At 68.3% G+C, this 21,149-nt stretch carries 23 protein-coding genes and 4 tRNA genes; 14 read left to right on the plus strand and 13 right to left on the minus strand.

All coding sequences use genetic code 11. From position 1 onward, the window contains the following. The first annotated feature begins 71 nt into the window (after positions 1–71). Complete coding sequence (locus ACWCSU_RS39020; RefSeq protein WP_364099444.1) at positions 72–983, plus strand: LysR family transcriptional regulator; 912 nt, start codon at positions 72–74, stop codon at positions 981–983. On the opposite strand, the gene ACWCSU_RS39025 is transcribed toward ACWCSU_RS39020, so the two are convergent. Both ACWCSU_RS39025 and ACWCSU_RS39030 read right to left on the minus strand, forming a co-directional pair. After that, entirely contained in the window at positions 943–1,530 is a 588-nt protein-coding gene (locus ACWCSU_RS39025; RefSeq protein ID WP_449941890.1) for a hypothetical protein, read from the minus strand. The genes ACWCSU_RS39020 and ACWCSU_RS39025 overlap by 41 nt on opposite strands. Positions 1,531–1,697: 167 nt before the next feature. Then, positions 1,698–2,285: a TetR/AcrR family transcriptional regulator gene (locus ACWCSU_RS39030; protein WP_449941891.1), complete on the minus strand. Its 588-nt coding sequence runs from the start codon at positions 2,283–2,285 to the stop codon at positions 1,698–1,700. 90 nt (positions 2,286–2,375) lie between these two features. Between ACWCSU_RS39030 and ACWCSU_RS39035 the strand changes: the two genes are divergently transcribed. Beyond that, positions 2,376–3,314, plus strand: coding sequence for an alpha/beta fold hydrolase (locus ACWCSU_RS39035; RefSeq protein ID WP_449941892.1), 939 nt, complete (start codon positions 2,376–2,378; stop codon positions 3,312–3,314). A gap of 42 nt (positions 3,315–3,356) precedes the next feature. Here the strand turns inward: ACWCSU_RS39035 and ACWCSU_RS39040 are convergent, their stop codons facing one another. Then, a complete protein-coding gene (locus tag ACWCSU_RS39040) occupies positions 3,357–3,809 on the minus strand; it encodes a MarR family winged helix-turn-helix transcriptional regulator (RefSeq protein WP_364099435.1) in 453 nt (150 codons plus the stop codon). A gap of 63 nt (positions 3,810–3,872) precedes the next feature. Here ACWCSU_RS39040 and ACWCSU_RS39045 point away from each other — a divergent pair, with 63 nt between their 5' ends. Continuing rightward, the gene (locus ACWCSU_RS39045) at positions 3,873–4,994 is read left to right on the plus strand and encodes an FAD-dependent oxidoreductase (RefSeq protein WP_449941893.1); all 1,122 of its coding nucleotides are present in this window, start codon (positions 3,873–3,875) and stop codon (positions 4,992–4,994) included. A 26-nt stretch (positions 4,995–5,020) separates the two neighbouring features. Here ACWCSU_RS39045 and ACWCSU_RS39050 read toward each other — a convergent pair whose 3' ends face one another. Next, entirely contained in the window at positions 5,021–5,461 is a 441-nt protein-coding gene (locus ACWCSU_RS39050) for a hypothetical protein (RefSeq protein WP_449941894.1), read from the minus strand. Between the two features lie 108 nt (positions 5,462–5,569). Then, positions 5,570–5,935, minus strand: coding sequence for a hypothetical protein (locus ACWCSU_RS39055; RefSeq protein WP_357706770.1), 366 nt, complete (start codon positions 5,933–5,935; stop codon positions 5,570–5,572). 948 nt (positions 5,936–6,883) lie between these two features. Here ACWCSU_RS39055 and ACWCSU_RS39060 point away from each other — a divergent pair. From ACWCSU_RS39060 to ACWCSU_RS39070, 3 genes are all read left to right on the plus strand, one after another. Then, positions 6,884–7,090, plus strand: a complete 207-nt coding sequence (locus ACWCSU_RS39060) for a cold-shock protein (protein ID WP_020545593.1) — start codon at positions 6,884–6,886, stop codon at positions 7,088–7,090. A gap of 352 nt (positions 7,091–7,442) precedes the next feature. After that, complete coding sequence (locus ACWCSU_RS39065) at positions 7,443–8,870, plus strand: DEAD/DEAH box helicase (protein WP_449941897.1); 1,428 nt, start codon at positions 7,443–7,445, stop codon at positions 8,868–8,870. A gap of 172 nt (positions 8,871–9,042) precedes the next feature. Continuing rightward, positions 9,043–9,165, plus strand: coding sequence for a hypothetical protein (locus ACWCSU_RS39070; RefSeq protein ID WP_449941899.1), 123 nt, complete (start codon positions 9,043–9,045; stop codon positions 9,163–9,165). Between the two features lie 362 nt (positions 9,166–9,527). On the opposite strand, the gene ACWCSU_RS39075 is transcribed toward ACWCSU_RS39070, so the two are convergent. After that, positions 9,528–9,600, minus strand: a tRNA-Lys gene (locus ACWCSU_RS39075). 49 nt (positions 9,601–9,649) lie between these two features. Further along, positions 9,650–10,804 (minus strand): acyl-CoA dehydrogenase family protein, encoded by a 1,155-nt coding sequence (locus ACWCSU_RS39080; RefSeq protein WP_449941901.1) that lies wholly within the window; start codon positions 10,802–10,804, stop codon positions 9,650–9,652. Positions 10,805–10,895: 91 nt separating this feature from the next. Between ACWCSU_RS39080 and ACWCSU_RS39085 the strand changes: the two genes are divergently transcribed. Then, on the plus strand, positions 10,896–11,189 hold the full coding sequence (locus ACWCSU_RS39085) for a PspC domain-containing protein (RefSeq protein WP_357709940.1): 294 nt from the start codon (positions 10,896–10,898) through the stop codon (positions 11,187–11,189). Here ACWCSU_RS39085 and ACWCSU_RS39090 read toward each other — a convergent pair whose 3' ends face one another. Both ACWCSU_RS39090 and ACWCSU_RS39095 read right to left on the minus strand, forming a co-directional pair. Then, entirely contained in the window at positions 11,190–12,476 is a 1,287-nt protein-coding gene (locus ACWCSU_RS39090) for an MFS transporter (RefSeq protein WP_357709938.1), read from the minus strand. A 109-nt stretch (positions 12,477–12,585) separates the two neighbouring features. Further along, entirely contained in the window at positions 12,586–12,936 is a 351-nt protein-coding gene (locus ACWCSU_RS39095; protein WP_397045324.1) for a metallopeptidase family protein, read from the minus strand. Positions 12,937–13,023: 87 nt separating this feature from the next. Here ACWCSU_RS39095 and ACWCSU_RS39100 point away from each other — a divergent pair, with 87 nt between their 5' ends. From ACWCSU_RS39100 to ACWCSU_RS39120, 5 genes are all read left to right on the plus strand, one after another. Further along, positions 13,024–14,529, plus strand: a complete 1,506-nt coding sequence (locus ACWCSU_RS39100; RefSeq protein ID WP_364101293.1) for a metallophosphoesterase family protein — start codon at positions 13,024–13,026, stop codon at positions 14,527–14,529. Then, positions 14,530–14,602, plus strand: a tRNA-Glu gene (locus ACWCSU_RS39105). 91 nt (positions 14,603–14,693) lie between these two features. Then, positions 14,694–14,768 (plus strand) — tRNA-Asp (locus tag ACWCSU_RS39110). A 5-nt stretch (positions 14,769–14,773) separates the two neighbouring features. Further along, positions 14,774–14,850, plus strand: a tRNA-Phe gene (locus ACWCSU_RS39115). 123 nt (positions 14,851–14,973) lie between these two features. Continuing rightward, entirely contained in the window at positions 14,974–15,288 is a 315-nt protein-coding gene (locus ACWCSU_RS39120; protein ID WP_449941903.1) for a hypothetical protein, read from the plus strand. Between the two features lie 32 nt (positions 15,289–15,320). Here ACWCSU_RS39120 and ACWCSU_RS39125 read toward each other — a convergent pair whose 3' ends face one another. The 3 genes from ACWCSU_RS39125 to ACWCSU_RS39135 all read right to left on the minus strand — a co-directional run bounded on the left by ACWCSU_RS39125 (position 15,321) and on the right by ACWCSU_RS39135 (position 18,415). Next, on the minus strand, positions 15,321–15,899 hold the full coding sequence (locus ACWCSU_RS39125) for a site-specific integrase (RefSeq protein ID WP_449941904.1): 579 nt from the start codon (positions 15,897–15,899) through the stop codon (positions 15,321–15,323). 803 nt (positions 15,900–16,702) lie between these two features. Beyond that, a complete protein-coding gene (locus tag ACWCSU_RS39130; protein WP_449941942.1) occupies positions 16,703–17,512 on the minus strand; it encodes an endonuclease/exonuclease/phosphatase family protein in 810 nt (269 codons plus the stop codon). Positions 17,513–17,806: 294 nt separating this feature from the next. After that, a complete protein-coding gene (locus ACWCSU_RS39135) occupies positions 17,807–18,415 on the minus strand; it encodes a DUF6461 domain-containing protein (RefSeq protein ID WP_449941905.1) in 609 nt (202 codons plus the stop codon). A 186-nt stretch (positions 18,416–18,601) separates the two neighbouring features. Between ACWCSU_RS39135 and ACWCSU_RS39140 the strand changes: the two genes are divergently transcribed. Continuing rightward, on the plus strand, positions 18,602–19,180 hold the full coding sequence (locus ACWCSU_RS39140; protein ID WP_449941906.1) for a hypothetical protein: 579 nt from the start codon (positions 18,602–18,604) through the stop codon (positions 19,178–19,180). Here the strand turns inward: ACWCSU_RS39140 and ACWCSU_RS39145 are convergent. Further along, entirely contained in the window at positions 19,120–19,968 is an 849-nt protein-coding gene (locus tag ACWCSU_RS39145) for an isocitrate lyase/PEP mutase family protein (protein WP_449941907.1), read from the minus strand. The genes ACWCSU_RS39140 and ACWCSU_RS39145 overlap by 61 nt on opposite strands. A 141-nt stretch (positions 19,969–20,109) precedes the next feature. On the opposite strand from ACWCSU_RS39145, the gene ACWCSU_RS39150 reads away from it, so the two are divergent. Continuing rightward, positions 20,110–21,093 carry an ArsR/SmtB family transcription factor gene (locus tag ACWCSU_RS39150; protein ID WP_357708019.1) on the plus strand — a complete coding sequence of 328 codons (984 nt, stop codon included), beginning with the start codon at positions 20,110–20,112 and terminating at the stop codon, positions 21,091–21,093. The last annotated feature ends 56 nt before the right edge of the window (positions 21,094–21,149 follow it).

A 21,149-nucleotide genomic window follows, 5' to 3' on the forward strand; every position in this document is an offset into this window, starting at 1 on the left:
TCGCACGGACTGTACTCTTTTTGCGCACAGTCCAGTTTTCTGCGCACGGTCCGGCCGGCCCGGGAGGCCCGATGCTCCACTCACGCCTGCTGCACTACATCGACGAGGTCGCGCGGTACGGCTCCATCCGGGCCGCCGGGGCAAGGCTCCACGTCGCGCCGTCGGCCATCAACCGGCAGATCCTGCTGCTTGAGGAAGAGCTCGGCGAGCCTCTCTTCGAACGCCTGCCGCGCGGCATGCGGCCCACTCCGGCGGGCGAGCTCCTCCTCGCCCACGTACGGAAGACCCTGCAGGAGTACCGCGAGGCCGTGACGGAGATCCGCGACCTGCAGTCACTGCCGAGCGGCGAGGTGGTGATCGCCACGATGACCGGCCTGGCCAGCAGCATCGTCTCCACCGCCACGGTGAACTTCCACGCCCGCCACCCCGAGGTGCGGATCTCCATCCGCGCGCTGTCCACCCACGAGATCCTGCGCGCGGTGGCGAACAGCGAGGCCGACCTGGGCCTGGGGTTCAACGTCCCGTCCTCGGCGCAGCTCGAACTCTGCTGGCAGATGGACACCCGGCTCGGCGCGGTCATCGCCCCGCATCACCCGCTGGCCCGCCTGGAGTCCATCCCGCTGGCCCAGTGTGCGGCCTACCCGCTCATCTTCGCGGACCGCTCGATGGTGATCCACGGCATCATCGCCGACACCTTCGCCGAGGCCGGCCTGAAAGTCGAACCCGCCTTCCACACCAATTCGATCGAGACGATGAAACGCCTGGCCGCCGCAGGGGAGGCCATCGCCTTTCTCAGCAGGTTCGACATGGCCGAGGAACACCACAACGGCACGCTCGCCTTCCGCCCGGTCCGCGACCGCGCCTTCAGCGACAACATCCTCTCGCTCGTCCGCCGCGAAAAACACGGTCACGGCCTGGCCGGCCTCCTGTTCGCCGACGAAATCATCCAGACCCTGGAATCCGTGGCCCACCCACCCCTCTGACGCCCCGGCTCACCCCGAGTTCCCGCGCGCTGAACGGGGACAAGGTCATCGGCTTGACCCACCCTTGGCGGGTCAGCACCACCTGGGCGGGAATCGGTCGGACCGGATGGACCTCGATCCCTCGCGCCCAGTTCATCAGCAGCCCTTCGGTCCCGCGCAGGTCAACCAAAATGATGGAGACGGGCTGTCCGTCCTCGGCCCAGGCATTCCAGACGGCCCACCCTTCAGGCCGTGGCCCGACCCCCAGCCGGGCACAGACCTCGCCGTATTCGCCCTCCATGCCCACGGGGACGGCATCCGGCCTGAGCACGACGACACCGGCCAGCTTCATCGGCGGCAGCTCCGGATCAAGGCAACCGTCTCCGTCGAAATGGTGGTGACGGGTCTGATGGGCCAATTCGCCGACCACCCGCTGAAGCGGTGTCAGATGCGTCACCCGGCCGCCATGGACGAGCCGGCCTTCGTCCAGTGCCGCGTTCACCAGCTCGCGGGCCAGGTGCTCGATGTGGCGAAGATATTCGGGCTCACTCAGCTCTGCTCCGGCCATTCAAAAAGTCTGGCATCGGGCACACCGAACCGGCATCCGAATTCTGCGTACGGGCCACGAGGTGCGCACGGATCGGTTGTTCCCGTCGAATTGTCGCAGGTCCCTGTCAGTCTTTCCGCGGGGTATTTGGCGTTTTCATAGGAAAGGGCGTCTTGCGGAAGCCGTCGTCAGGAGTTCGCCCGTACGCCGATCCGGCCGAGCTGGTGGTCGAGGACCGCGACCGCCTCCGTGACGTCCAGTTCGCCGACCAGCACCCCGTCGGCCAGGCCGCGCGCGAGCCCGAGCAGCACGTGAGCCTCGGCCCCCGCGTCGAGGCCCGGTTCCGACGCGGTGGCGGTCACGAGCGCGGCGATCTCGCGGTGGACCGTGTCGCCGCCCGCGCGGTACAGCTCGCGTACGTCGGGGTCGGCGACGGCCGTGGCCAGGAACGCGTGTCCGGCGAGCAGGAGCACGGGCGCGCGAGCGCCCAGCTCGACGACGGCGAGCAGCGTGCGCCGCAGCGTGTCGGCCGGGCTGCCGGCGTCCGGCAGCGCCGCGCGGACATGGCGCTCGATCTCCTGCCTGAGCAGGTGTGCGCCGGCCCGCAGCAGGTCGGCCTTCGCCGGGAAATAGTGCTGCACGAGCCCCTTGGAGACGCCGGCCTCCTGGGCGACCCGCCCGATGCTCACCCCGGCCAGGCCGTCGTGGGCGCACAACCTGAGTGCGGCGTGGGCAATCTCCGCCCGCCGCGCCGCGTGGTCCACCTGCTTCGGCACGGGCCCGCCCCTCTCTTCGCGATACGAGTGTATCGTGACATTTGATGCGATACGATCGTATCGCGAAGGGCGCGAGCGGAGGTCCCGTACGTGAACGATCTTGTGGAACCCAACATCGGAGCCGCGTTCCGCGGGCGGCGGCTCGGCCACTTCCGTGACGCGTCCGCCTTCGCGCGCTACCGGACCGCCTACGACCAGGCCATGGCCCGACTGCCCGAGCCGGATCTGGTCCAGGACGTGGCGACCGAGTTCGGGACCGTCCGGGTCCATCGCTTCGGCGCGAGCGACGGCGTGCCGCTTCTCCTGCTGCCGGGACGCACCGCGTCCACCCCGATGTGGGAGGCGAACCTGGCCGGGCTCGTCGCCCACCGCCCGGTCTACGCGATCGACCTGCTCGGCGAGCCCGGCCTCTCGGTGCAGACGCGGGCGTTCACGAGTGCGGCCGACCAGGCGAGCTGGCTGACGGAGCTGCTGGACGGGCTCGGCCTCGACCGGGTGCACCTCTTCGGGGTGTCCATCGGCGGATGGAGCGCCTTCCATCTCGCCCTGAACGTCCCCGAGAAGATCGCCTCGGTGAGCCTGCTCGATCCCGCCGTGCTCTTCGGCCGGATCACCTGGAAGGTCATCGTCATCTCGCTGGGCTCGGTGGTGCCGTTCTTCCCCGAGTCGTGGCGCAGGAAGCTGTTGAGCTGGATCTCCGGCGGCGCCGACGCCTCCGACGACGAGCCCGTCGCCAACCTGATCTCGGCCGGGATGCGGGACTTCATCGCCTTCCTGCCGCCGCCGACGTACCCCGCGGACGACACGGTGGCCGGACTCGACGTGCCGGTGCTCGCCCTGATCGCCGGGCGCAGCATCATCCACGACCCGCGCAAGGCCGCCCGGCGCGCCCGCCGGCTGCTTGCCAAAGGCGTCGTCGAACTGTGGCCGGACGCCTCCCACGCCATCAACGGCGAGTTCCCCGAGCGCGTCAACGCCCGGGTCCTGGCCTTCGTCGACGAGGTCGACCGCACCCGCGAGACGCCGTGACGCACCCGCGCCGGTGAGAGCGCATGGAGGTGAGGGGGCCCCTCAGCCGGACTGCTCGCGCAGTTCCCTGGTCGCCGAGCGGTAGGCGCGGGCGACGCCGGTGAGGATGCCCAGCATCAACGGCACCTGCTCCGGGGGGTAGTCGGCGCGGATCTCGCCCAAATGCCGCTCGGAGGTGATGCGGGTGGCGTGGTACTCGGCCATGCCACCCTCCAGCAGTTCCACGGTGACCATGCGCCGGTCGCGCTCGCCGCGCACCCGCCGTACGTAGCCGGCCTTCTCCAGACGGTCGATGAGCCGGGTCGCGGAGGCGGACGGCAACCCCAGTTCCTCGGAGATGACTCCCACGGGAAGCGGGCCGCGCATCTCCAGCAGGATGAGGGCCGCCACGTCCACGTGGTGCACGCCCAGCCGGTCCGCGATCGCCTCGATGTGCAGCATGACCGCGATCAGGAACTCGCGGAAGACGTCCTCTTCTGGGTGCTTGTCGGTCACTCGGCCCAATGTACTTCACCGCGATGTATCTTTGAATCGAAGTAACTTCGGTTTGGAGAGAAAATGAACGTTCTTGTCATCGGGGCCGGGGTGGGCGGCCTGGCCGTGGCGCGGAGCCTGCTGTCCGCCGGCCACCAGGTGCGGATCTTCGAGCAGGCGCCGGCCCTGCGGACGGGCGGCGCGGGCCTGAGCATCTTCAGCAACGGCGCGGCGGTGCTGCACGATCTCGGTGTCAGCCTCGACGGGGTCGGCGGCCGGTTCGACCGGATCGACGCGCTGACCTCCGACGGACGACTGCGGCTCAGCTCCGACATGGCCCATGCGGCCGCGCTCTACGGTTTCCCGAACAAGTCGATCTCCCGCCGCCTTCTGCTGGAACGGCTGTCCGACGGGCTGCCCGACGACCTGATCGGCTACGGCACGGCCCTCAGGACGGTGACCCAGGACGGTGACCACGTCACGGCGACCTTCGACGACGGCTCGACGATCACGGCCGACCTGCTCATCGGGGCCGACGGCCACCACTCGGTCGTCCGGCGCGAGCTGTGGGGCGACGTCCCCATCCGGACGGCCACCTTCGGCACCTGGCAGGCCCTGAGCCCGATCGACATCGACCTCACCCGCACCCACCTCCACCTCATGATCACCGGGCGGGAGGGCGCGTGCGGCATGATCCCCGCCGGGGACGGCAAACTCCAGTGGTGGTTCGACGTGCGCTGGTCCCCGGGCGAGCCGCGCCCCGCCGCGCCCCTGGCCGAGCTCAGGCGCCGCTTCGGTCACTGGGCGTCGCCCGTCCCCGAGCTGCTCGCCCAGGCGTCCGAGGACGACCTCGACTTCTTCGGGCATCACTGGCAGAAGGTGCGCCGGGAGTGGGGCAAGGGCCGCGTCACCCTGCTCGGCGACGCCGCCCACCTCATGCCGCCCACCCTCGGACAGGGCGCCAACCAGACCCTTGAGGACGTGTGGGTGCTCGGGCGCGAGCTCGCCAAGGGCGGCGACCCGGCGGAACGGCTACGCGCCTACGAGCGGGCCCGCTACCCGCACGTCAACCTGGTGTCCAGGATGGCCAGGCGCAGCCCGGCCAACTGGCGCATCCCGCCGTTCATCGGCCGGATGGTGCCCGAGACGTCCCAGAGCGGGATGCTCGCCCGCTTCAGCAACCGCCTCACGGCCCTCGCAGGCTGAGAGCGGGGATGCGCCGCTGCCCGCGTTCACTTCCTGGCGGGGAAGGCGGCACGCAGCGACGAACCGCGGGTGATGAGGGCGACCCCGCCCAGAGCCGGCGCGGACAGGCCCTGGAGCACGGCGTACCAGGCCGGGCACAGGCCGGGGATCAGGTCGACGGCGACGATCGCGATGGGCAGGGTGGCCGACAGGGTGCGTACGCGGTCGAAATCCTTGTACGACCCCTGCGAGGCGCGGACGGTCATGCGGTGGATCAGCGGGGCGACCGCGACCAGGATCACTCCCCTGATCCACATGAACGCCGACGCCTCCTGCCCGGCGAACGTCGTCACGGCGACCACCCCCAGGACGATGACACCGATGACGCCGAAGAGCGTGACGCACTTGTTCATCGTGGCGAAGGCGTCCTGGGTGCGGGCCTCGCCGAGGGGCGCCGTAGCGGTCGTGCTGAGGCCGGTGTTCGCCATGGTCGTTCTCCTCCGTGTCGTTGTGTCAACGATGCTAGGAAGAGGGGATTCGGCCCGGTATGCGGCTGGCCGTACGGATGGGTGGGCCTGGACCCACTCCCGGATCGGCTAACCGTCCTGCGCGGCCTCCTGGACCCGTGCCACGGCCAGCTCGGCCGCGGTCCTGGTCAGTGCGGGGTCGAACTCGCCGACGTTGCCGTCGTGCTCCAACGCGATCAGGACGTTCCCGACCCGGACGATCACGATGTCGATCGCGATCATCATGCCTGACATGTGGGAATCCGACTCCAGCTTGCTGTTCACGAGCCCGCTGCGGAACCTGATCCCGTAGGCGCCGTCCCCGAGCCGGCCGATCGACAGCCTGCGGATGATCTCCCTGGAGGCGCCGGTCCTGATCGTGATCCTGCCGCAATGGCGGATCACGGCCTTGGCCGCGCGTTCCAGGGCGGACAGCTCACGGGAGGTGCCGCTCACGATGTACTCGCTGATCCCCTCCCACCTGTCCGTGTGCTTCAGCGCTGTCGAGACCTTGGTCCGATAGACCGGGACGAGTTTTTCGACGGCTGTGGCGCAGGGCTTCGTGTGGCTGAATTCGGGGTGCAGAAGTCCTCGGGTGCGGAATCCGCGACGGGCGAACTCGTCTCCGAGGTCCTCGGGGGCGAGAAGCGCGGCCTTGGACGGGGCCGCGGACAAGTCGTGGGCCATCGCGGGGGCGGGCACCAATGGCGTCCCGCATAAAAGGGCGGCCAGGAGAAAGGATCGCTTCGTCGTCACGCCGGCCACATTAGAAGCGTCGGCCGACGAAAGGGAGAGGTGTTCGCCCGGCGGGAGAGCACCCGGGCGCGGCACGCTCCAGTTTCGACCGCGCCCGTGCCGCGAGCCGGGCGCACCGGCGTGCCGTCCGGTGCTCTGTCGTATCGGGTGCCGACGAGCATCCAACGAGCAGCCATGGGACGGGTGTCATCCCTTGGCCATGCGCACTCTCATTCCATTGGCCGGCCGGGATGCATGATCCATCCGCTGGCGTCATGACCGGCCGGTCGGGCAGGGGCCAGGTGAATCTCGACGGCTCGGATCGCTGATTGCCGGGTCCGGAAGTCGCCGGTCACTCGGCCATGAGGCCCGCGTCGGGTGGCGCGGTGCGGGCAACAGCGCAGTTGAACCTGGAACTTGCAGGTCAAGGCGGCGATGGCGCGCGGATGATGTCGGCGTTGGCGGGGGCATGCGCAGCACGATGGCACATGTGCTACATTGGGATCAGTTGCAGTTGTGGTACCCATAAAGACTTGTGTGCACCTGACGGTATGTAGCCTCAGGTGCATTTTTTGTTCTCCGGTCATTTCCGGGTGTGTGGTCCTATCGCGGCGACGCGGAATCCGTTCGTTGCGGATTTCGGCTTTGCACCCATCGAAGGAGATCAACATGGCTTCTGGCACCGTGAAGTGGTTCAACGCGGAAAAGGGCTTCGGCTTCATCGAGCAGGACGGCGGCGGCGCCGACGTCTTTGCGCACTACTCCAACATCGTCGCCAACGGCGGCTACCGTGAGCTGCGCGAGGGCCAGAAGGTGGCCTTCGACGTCACGCAGGGCCAGAAGGGCCCGCAGGCCGAGAACATCGTTCCCGCCTGACACTGCGCACCACGTAGCCGGGGCCCGCGCCGCAGGGTGCGGTCCCCGGCGCGTTGCATTTGTGGCATCCATCGTGCCGTGATGACCTCACAACCCGAGAAGCACAGCATGTCTGTTCTTCCGCCGCACACCGGATGCACCACCGATGGCTCCGGTTCGGGCATAGGCCCGCTCCAGTTCCAGGGCGCCGCATCACAGCCGCGTTCTTCCCGGCGAAAGCCGACCATTTCGACGTACGAGCCCAGGCTGTTTCCGCCGGTTCGACTCGTCTTTCTTCGGCTCGTGCTAGCTGTTCTTGTGCCGCTCATCGCGCCGAGGATCCTGACACGTGCCGCATCGAGGAAGGTTCTGCATGAACCACGCAACTCGCGCGCACGATCGCAACTCTTCGCCCCGTACGGGCGGCTCCGCCCGAAGCAGGGGCGGCCGATTCAGCTCTCCGGCTCAGGGCCGTTCAGGCGCCTCCAACCGGTCCGGCAACGGGCGGCGTCCCGCCGCGCTCCAGAGAGAGTTCGCGCTGCCGGTCACCGTAACCCCGGCCCTGCCGGCAGCCGCGACATTCGCTGAGCTGAGCATGCCGCCCGCACTGCTCAAGGTGCTCAGCGGCCTGGGCGTGAACGAACCGTTCCCCATCCAGGCGGCCACGCTGCCGAACTCCCTGGCCGGCCGGGACGTCCTGGGACGGGGGCGCACCGGGTCGGGCAAGACACTCGCCTTCGGCCTGGCCCTGCTCGTCCGCACCTCCGGACAGCGCGCACAATCGCGGCGACCGCTTGCCCTGATCCTCGTCCCCACCAGGGAACTGGCCCAGCAGGTCACCGATGCGCTCACGCCGTACGCCCAAGCACTGAAGCTGCGGCTGGCCACGGTCGTCGGCGGCATGTCGATCAGCCGCCAGGCCCATGCGCTGCGCAACGGTGCCGAGGTCGTCATCGCGACCCCGGGACGGCTCAGGGATCTCATCGAGCGCGGCGACTGCAGCCTGGACCAGGTCGGCATCACCGTGCTGGATGAGGCCGACCAGATGGCCGACATGGGCTTCATGCCGCAGATCACCCACCTGCTCGACCAGGTGCGCCCAGATGGCCAGCGGATGCTGTTCTCCGCCACTTTGGACCGCAACGTCGATCTGCTGGTCCGCCGCTATCTGAGCGACCCGGTGGTCCATTCGGTCGACCCCTCGGCGGGCGCGGTCACCACGATGGAGCACCACGTGCTGCACATCCAGGGTGCCGACAAGCAGGCCACCACTGTGGAGATCGCTGCTCGCGACGGTCGGGTGATCATGTTCCTGGACACCAAGCACGCTGTGGACCGGCTCACCGAACAGTTGCTGAACAGCGGAGTGCGCGCCGCCGCGCTGCACGGAGGCAAGTCCCAGCCCCAGCGCACCCGCACCCTCGCCCAGTTCAAGAGCGGCCACGTCACGGCGCTGGTGGCGACCAACGTCGCGGCCCGCGGCATCCACGTCGACAACCTGGACCTCGTCGTCAACGTCGACCCGCCGAGCGACCACAAGGACTACCTGCACCGCGGCGGCCGCACCGCCCGCGCCGGCGAGTCCGGCAGCGTCGTCACCCTGGTGCTGCCCAATCAGCGCCGTGACATGACCCGCTTGATGGCCGACGCCGGTATCGTCCCGCAGACCAGCGAGGTCCGTTCGGGCGAGGCCGAGCTGAGGCGTATCACGGGCGCCCAGGCTCCCTCAGGCGTCCCCGTGACCATCACAGCACCGGTTGTCAGTCGTCGGTCGGGACGGAACGGCAGACGATTCCGGTAGCAGCGGATGGGGCTCGCCCAAGGCCAGGTGGTCAAGGCTTTTGGGCTGTTGGCAGGAGTGCTGAAGAGATTGGCCGGGCGGTGTGGATACCCGGCCCGATCTTGCAGATGAGTTGGCTGCCGGCCCAGCGAGACAGTTGCCGGTACATGGTGTCGAGGGTGACATCGCGGAAGTGGCGGGCGATGTCCCGGGCTGGTCAGGGGCGGTTGGGGTCATGGTGGAGCAGGGCCAGGACCTGTTGTGTCTGCGGCGCTCGGCCGGGTCGATGGACGACCGGCTCAAGGTCGAGCGCTGAACGAAGCCGTCCGGGAAGACCTGATCCGCGACAACCCGGCACGCGGGCTACGGCTACCGTCACCCCGCCACGTCTACCCGGTGGTGTGGACTCTCCGGCGGGTGGTCGCGTGGAGGCGCACCGACGAGCGGCGCGCCGAGGTGGCCGGCCTGCGCTGGATCGATCTCGACACCGACCGACGCGAACTACCCTTGCCTGCCAGCTCGTCCACACCGACCACGGCCTGTCGCCGTGCCCGCCACACTCTCGACCGAAGCCGCAGCCCGCATGGGCCGTGCACTCTGGGGATGACTGCAACTCGAAGGGCAACCGGGCGGGCTTCTTGATCATGAAGATCGAGGAGTCCGCCCAGGTCGTTGAGGTAGGGCGCCCGGGGCTCGAACCCGGAACCTACGGATTAAAAGTCCGCAGCTCTGCCAATTGAGCTAACGCCCCTCGCACGAGCAAGGGTACAGAGATTACCGCCCCGCCCGCGACGCCTCCATCACCGGTAAGCGGCCAGCCCCGTGAGAGCCTCGCCCAGCACCAGTGTGTGAATCTCCTGGGTACCCTCGTACGTCAGCACGGACTCCAGATTGTTCATGTGCCTGATCACAGGGTACTCCAGGGTGATCCCGTTTCCCCCCAGGACGGAACGGGCCTGGCGGGCGATGTCCAGGGCGGCCCGTACGTTGGCCAGCTTGCCGAAGCTGATCTGCCGGGGCTCCAGCCGTCCCTCGTCCTTCAGCGCACCAAGGTGCAGGGCCGTGAGCTGGGCCTGGGCGGCGGCGACGTACATCCAGGCCAGTTTCTCCTGGGTGAGCTGGAAGGCCCCGATCGGCTTGTCGAACTGCACGCGGGTCTTCGCGTAGTCCACCGCCGACTCCAGGCAGGCGTGGGCGGCCCCGACGACCCCCCACAGGATGCCGAAACGGGCCTCGGAAAGGCACGACAGCGGGCCCTTGAGGCCGGTGACCCCGGGAAGCACGGCGGAGGCGGGCAGGCGGAGGTCGTCGAAGTACAGGGACGAGGTGACCGATGCCCTAAGGGACAACTTCTTGTGGATCTCAGGGGCGGAGAAGCCCGGCGTGGAGGTGGGGACGACGAAGCCGCGGACGCCCTCGTCCGTCTGCGCCCACACCACGGCGACGTCGGCGATCGAGCCGTTGGTGATCCACATCTTGGAGCCGTTGAGAATCCAGTCGGATCCGTCCCTCTTGGCGTACGTGCGCATGTTCGCCGGGTCGGACCCGTGGTCCGGCTCGGTCAGGCCGAAGCAGCCGATGGCCGTGCCGGCCGCCATGCGCGGCAGCCACTCCTCCTTCTGCTGGTCGGAGCCGTACCGCCAGATGGGGAACATCGCCAGCGAGCCCTGCACCGACACGAACGAGCGCAGGCCCGAGTCGCCCGCCTCCAGCTCGCGGCAGGCCACCCCGTAGGAGGTGGCGTCGGTGCCGGCGCACCCGTAACCCTCCAGATGCATCCCCAGCAGGCCGAGCGAGCCCAGCTCCGGCGCGAGTTCGCGCGCGGGGAAGACGGCCTCCTCGAACCAGTCGCCCACGTGCGGAAGGACGCGGTCGGAGACGAAAGACCGGACCGTGTCGCGGATCAGCCGCTGGTCGCCGTTGAGTCGGTCGTCGAGGCGCAGCAGGTCGTCCATGGCGGGTCCTCTCCTCGCGTAAGGGGTTACCAGGGTTCTACCAGGGGGAATCCTGATGTGCTAACACCACCCCCAGGGGCAGTCTTGAGACATGAACGAATTCAGCGAGTACAACGTCAAGAAGCTGCGTCGCACCAACAAGGGCCGGGTCGTCGCGGGCGTCTGCTCGGGCATCGGTGAGTACGTCGGCGTCGACGCGAACCTGGTCAGGGTCGCCCTCGCCATCGCCACCCTGTTCGGCGGGGTCGGCGTCGGGGTGTACGCGATCGGCTGGCTCCTGATGCCGTCCGAGGAGCGGGACACCTCGATCGTCCAGGACCTGATCAAGCAGCAGCAGCAGAAGAACGCCACCGACTGGACCGGCGAGCACAAGCCGCAGCAGTGATCAGGCCGGCGCCTGGGCGGGCACTTCCTGGGCATTACGGTCGTCCCGGGACTCGGTCCACATCAGGGCGAGCACGGCCGCCGCGATCACTCCGGTGATGCCGGAGAGTGCGACCACCAGCTCAGGACCGAGTCTCTCCGCCGCGAACCCGCCGACCAGGATCCCCAACCCCTGGACGGCCATCAGCCCCGACTGCACCAGCCCGAAGGCCTGGCCACGCCGCTCCGGCGGCACACTCTGGACGAAAGCCGCGTTCGCCGCGAGCTGGTACGCCCCACCGATCCCCGACAGAACCCACGCGGCCAGCACCACCGCGAGCGGCGGCCGGAGCGCCGTCACCGCCAGGGGCGCACAGCTCAGCATGGCCATCCAGCCCATCAGGCGCAGCCGCCGCGCCGGCGTCACGTACCTGCTGAACAGGAAGGCGCCCACCACCGTGCCCGTCGGCATCGCGGCCATCAGCAGACCGGTGATCACGGGCACCGACAGCGTCCCCGTGGCGAGTTCGGCGGCGTAGGGCACGGCGATGCCCTCAGGAAGGATGTAGAAGCCGCACAACCACGCGAACAGCACCAGTGTTCGCAACCTGCGCGAGCCGAAGACGAGTGAGGCTCCCGCCCTGGTCATCGCCCACATGGACGGCTTCGCGCCCCCCTGGTCGGCGGCCGGCCGCGGACGTACGCCCGAGACCAGGATCAGGGCCGAGGCGAGGAACGTGGCCGCGTCGAGAGCGAGCGCCCGGTAGGGGCCCAAGGTGGCGATCACCGCTCCGCCCGCAGCGAACCCCAGCATCTGTACGGCCTGGTTCGTCATGTTCTGCAACGCGGAGCCGACGACGTACCGGTCGCCTTCGAGCACCTCGGGCAGCAGCGCCGCGCGCGCGGCCGAGAACGGGGCACTGAGCAGCACCACGAAGAACACCAGCACGCACAACGCCCAGAACGGCATCATCGGCAGCGCCATCACGCCGACCAGGACCGCGCGGACGACGTCGCAGGTCATCATGACGCCCCGGCGCGCGAACCTGTCGGCCAGCCCCGCCAGCAGCGGCCCCCCGACGATCGACGGGAGGTACGTCAGCGCGTAGACGGCCGCGGTGGCCAGGGCCGACCCGGTGCGGGAGTAGACGAGGACGGCGAGCGCGACCTGGGCGAGCTGGTCACCGAGCAGGGACAGGCCCTGGCCGTACCAAAGCGCCCGGAATTCCCGGATGGCGATGACCTCGCCGTAGGTGGCCTGATCTGTCTCGGCACGGCGATGCCGTCCCGGCGGCCTACCTGCCTGCATGGCCCCCATTGGACTCCGCTGTGCCTGACTCACCGTGTTCGCTATGTGACCTAAGGTGCCCGATCATGAGGCAAGGCGCAACCCAAAGAAGTCAACGAGAAGCAAAGGGTCACCAGCCCAGTTCGTGAAGTCTGTCATCACTGATCCCGAAATGGTGTCCCACCTCGTGGACAACAGTGATGCGCACCTCGTTAACGACTTCCTCTTCTGTCCTGCATATCTGGCATATGGGATTGCGGTAGATCTCGATCCGGTCGGGCAGGACACCTGAGTACCAGTCGCCGCGTTCTGTGAGGGGGACACCGGTGTACAGGCCGAGCAGGTGGGGCTCCGGCGGATCATCGACGACCGTGACGACGACGTTGCTCATGACACGGGTGAGCTCGGCGGGGATCGTGTCCAGAGCCTGGGCCACGAGCTCCTCGAACTTCTCCCGCGAAACCTCGATCACGCATGCCATTCTGCCCTGCCGGTCAGGTATGCAAGAAACTGTATGAAGTTCGTTGACAGGTCGAAAGCAGTCATTCGGTCGCGCGCGACAAGGGTCGTGGCGGTGCTCATGGTGGCCGCCGCCGGCGCCTGGCTGGGCATATTCCTGAGCGGCACCGTGCACGCCCAGGTCGGTCCCGTCGAGACGGGCATGTCTCTCAGGCCCGCCTGGCGCGGCGAGACGGTCGTCGACGCCAGCCCTCTCGGCACGCTGACCTTCCGGACCCACGACGCCCCGCTCAGGCTCCGCATCACCCTGGAGAACATCGACCAGGAGCGCGCCAAGGCGCTCATCGAGGACCCCAAACTGGCCGACCGCCTGCCGGGCCTCATCGAGAGCGACCTCCTGGACGGCGTGCGGGCCCTGGCGGTCCGCAGCATGCTCTGTGCCGGGGCGGGGGCCCTGATAGCCGTCCTGATGGTCTACAGGCGCCCCAGGACGGCTCTGGTGGGCCTCCTGGCGGCCTCTGTGGGCCTCGCGGGCACCGGGGCGCTCGCCGCCCTCACGTTCCGTCCGAGCTCGCTCGTGGAGCCGCGCTACTCGGGGCTCGTCGCCGCCGCGCCGTCGCTGGTGGGCAGCGCGGAGTCGATCGTGACGAAGTTCGAGTCGTACCGGTCGCAGCTCACCAAGCTCGTCACGAACGTCTCGAAGCTGTACGACACCGTCTCGACCCTGCCCCTGTACGACGCCGACCCCAAATCCATCCGCGTCCTGCACGTCTCGGACATCCACATCAACCCCATCGCCTGGAACGTCATCCGCTCGCTCAAGGACCAGTTCGCCGTCGACATGATCATCGACACCGGCGACATCTCGGACCACGGGACCAAGCCGGAGAACAAGTTCGTCGACGAGATCAGCCGCCTCGGGGTGCCGTACGTGTACGTACGGGGCAACCACGACTCCATGATCACGCAGAGGGCGGTCGAGCGGCAGAAGAACGCCGTGGTCCTGGACGACCGGGTGGAGAAGGTCGCGGGCCTGCGCATCTACGGCCTGGGCGACCCCCGCTTCACCCCCGACAAATCGGTGGCCGTCGACTCGGACCCGGACGCGCTCAAACGGTTCGCCCGCGCACGCCTGGCCAACGTGGACAAGGCGGACGTGGTGGCCGTCCACGACCCCGACGTCGGCCGGGGGTTCAGCGGGGCCGCGCCCATGATCCTGGCCGGTCACACGCATGACCGCTCGACGTCCATGCTGCCGTCCGGCTCGCGCATGCTCGTCCAGGGATCGACCGGCGGCGCCGGCCTTCGGGCGCTCGAACACGCCCAGCCCACGCCCGTACAGGCCTCGGTCCTGTACTTCGACCGCGAGACCAGACGCCTGCGCGCCTGGGACGACATCACGCTGGGCGGGCTGGGGGAGCAGTCGGTGTACATCCAGCGTCACGTGGAGGCCGACCCACAACGTATGATTTCTCCGGAGCCAACGAACGCCCCGTCTCCAACGGGATCGATCATCGGCACCGCGTCACCGACCGCCGGTCAGCCACTTTGGCATCAGGGGCAATCGTCCCCTATGCTTCAGAGGTCTCCGACGGAAGGCGACAGGGAATCCTGAGCCCCCATCGTCTAGCGGCCTAGGACACCGCCCTTTCAAGGCGGCGGCACGGGTTCGAATCCCGTTGGGGGCACTTGCGAGCGCTTGGCGCACCGCGAACCGGCTGGTCGAAAGGCCACCGGAAAGCTGGTAAGCTAAGCGAGCGCAAACAGAAAGAAACGCAAGGTCCTGTAGAGCAGTTTGGAGTGCTCGCCACCCTGTCAAGGTGGAGGTCGCGGGTTCAAGTCCCGTCAGGACCGCTCTGGGTCAGGTAGCTCAGTTGGTACGAGCGTCCGCCTGAAAAGCGGAAGGTCGGCAGTTCGACCCTGCCCCTGACCACCAGCTTTGAACAGCAAGAAAGCCCCGAAGCGATTATCGCTCCGGGGCATTTTTGTGTCCGCTGACGGCAACCCTGACGGCAACGTCGGCATACGGCTCCTGATTTTCGGCTCCTAGGATCCGAACGTGTCTGAATACAGGTGGCCCGACGAGGGGCCCGGATTCGCCGAGCGGGTGCGCCATGCATGGACCGCGACACGTCAAGCTCTACCGGTGGGGACGCGAGTGACGGGAACGGTCGTCGGCCGGCAGCCTTTCGGGGTGTTCCTGCGGTTCCCCGGTGTTCCTGACGCGATCGGACTCGCGGAGCTCGTCGGGATGCCTGCCGACTGCGAGCTTCCCAAGATCGGTGCGGTGATCGAGGGCAAGGTCATCGGGCACGCCGAGCACAACCATCAGGTGAGAATCGGAATGGTTGGACACAAAGACGTCCCGGAGTGAAGACTCCGGGACGTCAAGAGAACGGGATTGCTCTACGCCAGGGCGTCACCGAGCTTGCCGAGAACCTTGCGCTTCTCCTCCAGGGAGGCGTGCGCGTAAATCGTCATGGTGATCTCGATGTCGCTGTGGCCGACGATCTCCCGGACGATGTGCGGCGGGACGCCGAGGTCCAGGAGGAGGGGCACGCAGGTGTGCCTCATGTCGTGGAGGCGCATCTCACCGAGATCTGCGGCCTGGCGGACGGCTCCCCAGCTTCGGCGGAGATTGTCGGGCTCCATCGGCGTTCCGCGCCGGGACGGGACGACGAGCCCGTGATCCTCCCAGTCAGGCCAGGCGTCCGACCGCTCAGCGAGCTGCCGCCTGCGGTGCTCCTTGCGGGCGTCGGCGCAGATCTCGGGCAGCGGGATCGTGCGCTCGGAGTTCTCCGTCTTGGGGCGGACGACCCGGAGTTCGCCACCGACGCGCTGGAGGGTCTGGACCACCTCCAGAGTGCCCGCGTCGAGGTCGACGTCCTCCCGGCGGAGGCCGAGCAGTTCCCCTCGGCGCAGGCCGAGGTAGAGGGCCAGGACGTACAGCGCGTGGAACCGGTCCTCGCGAGAAACCCTCAGCACGCGTCGCGCCTGCTCGGTCGTCAGACCACGGTTGACCTTGTACGAGGGAACGGAGACCGTGACTAGCTTCGAGACGTTTCGAGAGATGATCTCCTCGCGTACGGCCCGTTCGAGTTGGACTGGATCATTCGCGTGGACAGATGTGAACCGCAGCATTTCGGGGTCTTGAGAGACCAGCACGTGGGCCGCTCGCGGGAGGCGTCCCATCCATGCTTGCAGCACTGGCATGCCCTGATCAGCTTGTGCGATCAGCTTGGTGAGCTTCTTCATGGGTGTGGCCGTACGCGCGGACGCGCTTGTATGTGCCAGCTGTCGTGAGGACGAAGGCGGCCCCTTTCCCATCGGCCGTCCTTCCGTTGACAGATCGTCCCTTCGCCATTCGAGCGCTTACGAGAGCGGTGATGGGTCCGGCGCTTGGGTTCCTCTTCAGGGGGGTCGCGCACGGCCTCGGTCATCAGGCCACCTCCGCCAGGGCCTTGATGCACTCGGTCAGGGCTCCGGCTTCGATGAGGCGGCGGCGGCCGCCGGACCGGGCGGGCGTGCGGCCTCTTCGGGCCGATCCCACCGACCGGCCCACCGCACATCGAGCGCAGGCTCAGTGACGCCGGGGGAGCCTGACCACAGACAGCGCCGGAGTGCCGCAAGACCGCCATGAGCAGCGACAGTGAGCTGATTTCATCCTCGGTGGACCCATGAAAGAGCCTCAGTGAGGGCGTATCAATTCGTCCCCGGCCGGCAGCGTGGATGCGCAAAATTCGGGTTTCGCTGGTAGGGCATGACGAACAGCCCGGTGCTGGGCCGGCTCAGCGTGGTGCAGGCGGCGTTGAGCCTGCTCTCACCCAGGCGTGCAACGGGACGTGATCAGACCACGTGCTCCGGGCGTAATCGACGAAGCATTTCCGTACGCGGCCCTCGCCGGCGAACACGTAATCGATCTTCCGCTTGCGGGTCACGTAGGTCCAGCGCCGGCGCGGGTCGCATTCGTCGCGGCCCTTGTAGGCCGCGGCGGCGTCGCGCGGCACAAGGTTGAGGTCGCCGCCGATCACACCCCGTCCGAGCTTGAACAGCTCGCGCAACTGGATGTGGCGGTAGGGCCTGCCCTTCTGCCTGTCGTCGTAGCTCGATCCCGACGAGAAGTGCGCGGTGCAGAACGCCCGGTCGGCCGTGCAGACGGCGTACCTGCGGGCTCCCCACGGCGGCGAGGTCAGCGGGTGCACGACGAGGCCGGTGTCCGCTCCGGCCACGGCCAGGGTGACGCTCAGCACCCCACGCGGCCTGCCGTTTCTGTCAGGCAGGCACTGGTACGGGGAACCGTCCGAGTACATCAGCCCGGCCGACCGGACGCTCCAATTCCGGCCGGTACGGCGTTCGAGCTCGTGTTCCAGGTCGGCGTCGGCGCCCGTGCAGAACTCCTGAAGGAAGACCACGTCCGCCTCGGCCGCCAGCACTGCCACGTGCCAGGCCAGCTCGGCGTTCGAGCGGCGAAAGAGCGCGCACCCGGCGTTGGTGCCCGCACAGACGTTCCACGTCATCACGTGGAGGAGAGGGGGCTGTGCCTGTACGGACAGGTTCGGTAACAACAGTCCGGCGATCACGAGCTGGCCGATCATCATCACCGAGATCCCTCCACACATGATCCGAGCCGTCAAAAGACCGCTCAACCGGCACATCTGGCAATCAGCAGCCTATGGGTCTTCATGGGGTCAGACCCGGGCGTACGAGCTACCGAGAGCCTCTTATGCCAACCCGTCCCGGTTCTCTCCTGCTTGATCGGCCCGATCAGGTTGGAAAAGCCTCAGTGTGGACGGCTGATCTGTTCGAGCGCGGCGCCGCTGGGGACGTAGGTGGCCAGCCGCGGGCCGAATGGCACGGAGAATTCCGGCTGATTGGTTCGCTTATGGCTGTGGTTACTGTGAGTCGGGCGCGGCTCCACACAGGTAGACCGACTGTTCCAGCAGTTCCGGCGTCACCTTGACCCCAGTCAGGTACTCGGCCATCGCGAAGAACGACTCGCTGCTGTGTGCGGCGTCGAATTCGACCTGCCGCGCGATCTCGGTGAATTCCTCATCCCATTTGGTGAAGGAGTCGATGTCGGAAAAGCTCGGCTCCAAGGCCAGACGCTCCTGGCCGTCTTCCATCCAGAGGAAGTCTTCCCGCCCGTTGACATTGCGGAAATGGGAGACCAGCCGGGTGCCCGCCGACAACCGTCCGGCGATGCTGGGGAGAACGCCCATGAAGCCGTTGGGTTCGACGATGAACGCCCAGTCACCGATGGGTGCGACCCCGAAGAAGTGGCCATATCCGGAGCGGGACCTACCGAGGTCGGAGACCCCTGCCTTGATCAGCTCCTTGAGCCCCATGGGCGGAAAGCCTTCGGCCCCAGTCCGGGCCAGGACCTGCTCAGGTGTCAGCCCGCGAACGAGGGTGAAACAGTATGCCTCCCGAAGATCGGTGTACTGGTCGTGGATGAACCGGCCGAAGGTGAACCAGGCGTAGTCAGCGGCAGTCGCGATCACGCCGACATGCTGCCAGCCGAGAATGACAAAAAGTGGCTGCCGCGTGGCTTCCGTTCCTCGGGCCTGGCGGCCCTGCGGTACGGGTCCACTTGCCACCGAAGGACGAGGGCTGAGCACCGACCGCGTACGTGAGCCGCCACGTGGCCGCCTAGGTCGCCTGTACGTCCGCGCCGCAGACCTGGGACCATGACGGCCTTTGCGAACATGGGCGATACGCAGGCGTACGTCGTGCGGCGAACGGAGAACGGGACCGCTGAGCTCATCTGGAGGACCGAGGGGCACGCCCACGGTATGGCTGAGGCCGACAGCCTGCCGATGCCGCCGGAACGGATCTCGCACTTCCTCGACGGACGGCCCGAGGGTCACGCCCCTGGCCTGGTAGCCCTCAGTCTGTCCGCCGGTGACCGGGTCCCGCTGTGCACGGGCGGACTCGGCGCGGTGGTTTCTCACGCGCTCCTGATGGAGAGTCTGAGTGGGCCAGGCGGATCGGCAGAAGCGGCTGATCGTCTCGAAGCCATTGCTGTGGGGCGCGCTGGTTCGGACGACATCACCCTGATCGTCATCGAGTTCGTCGATTTCGAGGTGCATCGGAAGGAATGCACGTTCAGTGATCAGTGGCGTCGCATGAATCGTCGGAACGCGATGTTGGAATTGCGGCGGCCGCGGTTCCGCATCGGCCGGGCCGGGTGGCGGAGTGGTGGGGATCAGGGGTGGAAGAGGGTGTTGAGTTCGCCGAAGTCCAAGGAGTCGGCCAGGGCTTCGTAGGTGCCGGTGGTGAGGAGTTCTTCGGCGGCCCTGCGGGCGGCGGTGTAGGCGGTTTGGGCGAGGGCGGTGCCCAGGCTGATCCGGCGTACGCCTGCCTGCGTGAGTTCCGCGACCGTGGGGCCGCCGGCGACGGCCATCGCGTTGACCGGGAGCGGGGACTCGGCGCAGAGGGTGGCCAGCGCGTCGAGGTCGAGCAGGCCGGGGACGAAGATGCCGTCGGCTCCGGACTCGGCGTAGGCCGCCGTGCGCCTGATCACTTCGGTCAGGCGGCCGGAGGAGGGGCCGATGGCGAAGAGGAAGACGTCGGTGCGGGCGTTGACGAAGAGTCCGGGGAGACCTGCCGAGGCTGCCGCCTCCCGGGCCGCGCGGAGTCTGGCGGTCTGGTCGGAGAGGTCGAACAGCGGGCCGCCGACGGCCTGGGAGTCCTCCAGGTTGACGCCCACCGCGCCGGCCTTCGCCACCGCCCGGACGGTCTGGGCGACGTCCTCGGGGGTGGGGCCGTAGCCGCCCTCGACGTCGACCGTCACGGGTACGTCGACGGTGTTCACGATGCGTCGGGCGGTTTGCAGCATCTCGTCCCGGGTGAGGTGCTGGCCGTCGCCGCGGCCGAGGGACCAGGAGACGCCGCCGCTGGTCGTGGCGATGGCCGAGGCCCCGGCCGCGGCGATCACGGCGGCGCTGGCGGCGTCCCAGGCGTTGGGGAGGATCAGGACGGAGTCGGTGCTGAGCTTTCTGAACAGATCGGCCTTTTCCGTCGCCGTCGCGGCAGTGGCGGGAGAGTTGTCCACAGGCATGTGCGTGACCGCCTTCGGGGTGTTCGGAGTCCGGCACCATGGCTCGGTGGGTGCCTGCTCCGGGATGTTGCCGGGCGGAGGAGTAGGCGTCCATTGATTAAGCTCTGACCGAATCCTGGACGCTCTGGAGGCGGCATGAAGGCGCGGCTGGCCTTTTCGGTGAACGATCTGGCCGAGACCCGGTTCGCGGTCTCTCCCATGTGGGAGGTCGTCACGAGTTGCCGGGTGCTGGCCGGGGCCACGGTGGCCGATCCTCATCGTGGGTGGGCCGAGCAGGTGCGTCCGCGGCTGGCGGCGGCGGGGCTCGATCGTGGGTGGCTGGCCGACATGGTTCCGTCCGCCGGTCACCTTCCCGACTTTCTCAATCCGACGACCGCGTCCCATGAGCTGCCCGACGAGCTGGCGGCCATCGAGGCCGGCGACCCGGAGCGGGTTCGGCGGGACCTCGACCTGTTGTCCGCCGAGCGGGGCGGCCGGTTGTCGCCCCGGCTGCGCAACCTGCACCGCGACCCTCGGACGTACCTGCCCAGGGTCGTCGCGGAGATCGAGGCGTACTGGGAGCTCGCGATCGCGCCCTACTGGGCTCGGATCCGGTCGGTGCTGGAGGCGGACGTCTTCCATCGGGGGCGTCAGGTGGCCGAGAGCGGTACGGCCCGGACGCTCGACCAGCTGCACCCCACCGTGCGCTGGGACAGCGGAGGGCTCCAGCTGGCGCAGCGGCACTGTGCCATCACCAGGATCGAGACCGGGGCGGGGCTGCTCCTGGTGCCGTCGGTCTTCGCGTGGCCGCGGGTGCTGACGCGGTCCGTCCCGTCGGAGCCGCCTCAGCTCGCCTATCCGGCCCGTGGGATCGGCGTGCTGTGGGAGTCGCGCAGGCACGCGCCGATGGACGCCCTCGCCGCCGTGATCGGCCGGTCCCGGGCGTTGCTCCTGGCCGAACTGGACTCGCCCGCCTCCACCACCGAGCTGGCCGAGCGGTCGGGGCTTTCCGCGGCGGGGGTGTCGCAGCATCTCACCGCGCTGCGGGCCGCCGGGCTGACCAGCACCCATCGGGCCGGCCGCACGGTGTTCTACGCCCGTACGGGGCTCGCGGACGCTCTGCTCACGGCTCAGGTGTGAGCTGAAGGCCGGCTGGTTCCGGGTGCGTTCGCGCGGCCGGGGCCGGGCCTGGTCAG

It is taken from the genome of Nonomuraea sp. NPDC001699, assembly GCF_053596455.1.

Coding starts and splice junctions, on each gene's coding strand:
- ACWCSU_RS39020 (WP_364099444.1), top strand. CDS start 72: ATGCTCCACTCACGCCTGCTGCACTACATCGACGAGGTCGCGCGGTAC.
- ACWCSU_RS39025 (WP_449941890.1), bottom strand. CDS start 1,530: ATGGCCGGAGCAGAGCTGAGTGAGCCCGAATATCTTCGCCACATCGAG.
- ACWCSU_RS39045 (WP_449941893.1), top strand. CDS start 3,873: ATGAACGTTCTTGTCATCGGGGCCGGGGTGGGCGGCCTGGCCGTGGCG.
- ACWCSU_RS39050 (WP_449941894.1), bottom strand. CDS start 5,461: ATGGCGAACACCGGCCTCAGCACGACCGCTACGGCGCCCCTCGGCGAG.
- ACWCSU_RS39060 (WP_020545593.1), top strand. CDS start 6,884: ATGGCTTCTGGCACCGTGAAGTGGTTCAACGCGGAAAAGGGCTTCGGC.
- ACWCSU_RS39065 (WP_449941897.1), top strand. CDS start 7,443: ATGAACCACGCAACTCGCGCGCACGATCGCAACTCTTCGCCCCGTACG.
- ACWCSU_RS39080 (WP_449941901.1), bottom strand. CDS start 10,804: ATGGACGACCTGCTGCGCCTCGACGACCGACTCAACGGCGACCAGCGG.
- ACWCSU_RS39085 (WP_357709940.1), top strand. CDS start 10,896: ATGAACGAATTCAGCGAGTACAACGTCAAGAAGCTGCGTCGCACCAAC.
- ACWCSU_RS39090 (WP_357709938.1), bottom strand. CDS start 12,476: ATGCAGGCAGGTAGGCCGCCGGGACGGCATCGCCGTGCCGAGACAGAT.
- ACWCSU_RS39095 (WP_397045324.1), bottom strand. CDS start 12,936: ATGGCATGCGTGATCGAGGTTTCGCGGGAGAAGTTCGAGGAGCTCGTG.
- ACWCSU_RS39130 (WP_449941942.1), bottom strand. CDS start 17,512: ATGATGATCGGCCAGCTCGTGATCGCCGGACTGTTGTTACCGAACCTG.
- ACWCSU_RS39140 (WP_449941906.1), top strand. CDS start 18,602: ATGACGGCCTTTGCGAACATGGGCGATACGCAGGCGTACGTCGTGCGG.
- ACWCSU_RS39150 (WP_357708019.1), top strand. CDS start 20,110: ATGAAGGCGCGGCTGGCCTTTTCGGTGAACGATCTGGCCGAGACCCGG.